The organism is Bacteroidota bacterium, from assembly GCA_018831055.1.
GTDB lineage: Bacteria > Bacteroidota > Bacteroidia > Bacteroidales > B18-G4 > M55B132.
Genome location: JAHJRE010000331.1, coordinates 1 through 2,165 on the forward strand (window position 1 = coordinate 1; position 2,165 = coordinate 2,165).

Sequence of the window (2,165 nt, forward strand, 5' to 3'; positions counted from 1 at the left end):
ATATCGATACCGGTCGGGCAGACCGCGACACAGGCGTTGCACTCGACACAATCACCGGCGGTGCGCTCCTCGGCCCCACGGCGCATCGGCGCGCGAGGTTCGCCGCGCTTGTAGTCGTAGGCAACCACGATGCTGTTGTTGTCTATCAATACTCCCTGGAGGCGGCCGTAGGGACAGACCAGGGTACAGGCCTGCTCGCGGAACCAGGCGAACACGCCGTAAAACAGGAAGCTGAAAATAAACATCGCGGCCAAACCGCCGACATGACGCGCCGGATTATCGGTGACGATACGGATGAGTTGATCGATACCGATGATATAGGCGAGGAACGTATTGCCGATCAAGAACGAAATTGCAAAGAAGATGACGTGCTTGGCCGTTCGCTTGAACACCTTGACTTCGTCCCACTTGCGACCGGCAAGCTGCCGCTGACGGCTCGGGCCGCCCTCGATCCAGTATTCGATACGGCGGAAAACCATCTCGAGGAAAATCGTTTGCGGACAAATCCAGCCGCAGAAAAGTCTCCCGAACACGGCGGTGAACAGGATGATAAACACGACCAGCGTGATCGCCGCCAGGACGAGCAGAATGAAGTCCTGGGGCCAGAAGGTGATCCCGAAGAGGATAAAACGCCGTTCGATAATGTTGAACAGCAGAATCGGCTGACCGCCGGCTTTGATAAACGGCGCCCCGAACAGAAAAGCGAGCAGGAAGACCGACACGATACTCCGGGCGGTATACAGCCGCCCTTTCGGTTTGGCCGGGAAGACCCACACCCGCCGTCCCTTTTTGTCGGCGGTCGCCAGGTGATCGCGGAAATCGTCGTCGGTCGTATGGTGCGAATCGTTCATTCGGCGATCAAATCCCCCTGCGGCGGTTTGGGATTGGGCGGATTCGTGCCGCGCAGGGTATAGACAAAGCTCGCAACTTTCATCGCCTGTTCCTCCGAAAGCGTACCGAGCCACGGAATCATCCCCTTCGCCGGATAACCGTATTTCACGCTGCGCACGATCGTGCCGTAATCGGTGCCATGAATCCAGTACTTGTCGGTTAGGTTCGGGCCGATCCCACCTTGTCCCTGATCACCGTGGCACTGGGCACAGTTCTTGACAAAGATCTCGTTACCGGCCTTGAGATCGGGTTCATCGGTCAACCGGACATAGGTGATCGTGTCGGTCGCGGCAGTCATCATCACCGGGCGGGCCGGCCTGCCCGACATGGCTAACAGTCTCGCCGGAGTGACTTCGGGCCGCACACTGTAGTACGGGGAGTGATACTCCGGCAACACACCTAGAAAGCGATGTTCGGCGCTGCCGACGCGGACATAGTTCGGATCCATCTCCTGGCGGTACTGGTCGACCTGCGAGTATCCGATGTCGAAGACGTGGTAGTACAGCATGTAGACCACGCCCCAGACGATGGTGAAATAAAAGAGGTAGAGCCACCACCGGGGGAGGTTGTTGTCGAGCTCGTGAATGCCGTCGTAATCGTGATCGAGCAGTTTATCTTCGTATTCAGCCATTATCTATCTCCCGCATCAGACGGTTCATCGCCGCCGCTGTCGAGCGGCAGGCGGCTCCAGCGTTGGACATCGCTTCGGTTCATGGACAGCGCCCAGACGACCACCAACGAAAACGCCACGACAAAGAGGATAAGCGACAGGACCGGGTAGACGTGAACGCCGCCGATCGATTGCAATACTTCCGTAAACATATTCTCGCCTCCTCCTTCCTACATTCCCGCCGACTGGCCGGGCTTCACTTTGATGTCGGCCCCAAGTCGTTGGAGATAGGCTATCAGCGCCACCAGTTCGGTCGTGGGGTCGAGTTCGATACCGGCCTCCTGAAGGCCGCCGGTAATGGCGACCGCCTGCGCCTGCATGTCGGCTGCCACTTGAACTTCGTATCCGACCGGGTACGGCACGCCCAATTTGCGCATTGCCGTGATCTTTCCGGCGGTTCCGCTGAAATCAACCCTCTTTTCGGCCAACCACGGGTAGGGCGGCATAATCGAGCCGGGCGACATCGTGATCGGATCGATCATATGGTTGTAATGCCAGGCATCGGGATATTTTCCGCCGATCCGATGCAGATCCGGTCCGGTGCGTTTGGAACCCCAGAGGAACGGGTGGTCGTAAACATACTCGCCCGCCTTGGAATATTCTC

The 2,165-nt window shown here is 58.1% G+C and carries 4 protein-coding genes; all 4 read right to left on the bottom strand.

Annotated features, from left to right (window positions below; translation table 11 throughout):
* A partial coding sequence (locus KKA81_17470; GenBank protein ID MBU2652720.1) for a 4Fe-4S binding protein occupies positions 1-851 on the bottom strand: 851 nt, incomplete at its 3' end.
* The gene (locus KKA81_17475; protein ID MBU2652721.1) at positions 848-1,522 is read right to left on the bottom strand and encodes a c-type cytochrome; all 675 of its coding nucleotides are present in this window, start codon (positions 1,520-1,522) and stop codon (positions 848-850) included. The genes KKA81_17475 and KKA81_17470, both read right to left, overlap by 4 nt.
* Positions 1,522-1,713 carry a CcoQ/FixQ family Cbb3-type cytochrome c oxidase assembly chaperone gene (locus tag KKA81_17480; protein MBU2652722.1) on the bottom strand — a complete coding sequence of 64 codons (192 nt, stop codon included), beginning with the start codon at positions 1,711-1,713 and terminating at the stop codon, positions 1,522-1,524. The genes KKA81_17475 and KKA81_17480 overlap by 1 nt, the downstream gene beginning before the upstream one ends.
* A gap of 18 nt (positions 1,714-1,731) precedes the next feature.
* Positions 1,732-2,165 (bottom strand): cbb3-type cytochrome c oxidase subunit II (locus KKA81_17485; GenBank protein MBU2652723.1); only part of this gene is annotated, 434 nt, incomplete at its 5' end.

Excerpts from the sequence above, each read along its gene's own strand:
- KKA81_17475 (MBU2652721.1), bottom strand. The coding sequence starts at position 1,522 with ATGGCTGAATACGAAGATAAACTGCTCGATCACGATTACGACGGCATT.
- KKA81_17480 (MBU2652722.1), bottom strand. The coding sequence starts at position 1,713 with ATGTTTACGGAAGTATTGCAATCGATCGGCGGCGTTCACGTCTACCCG.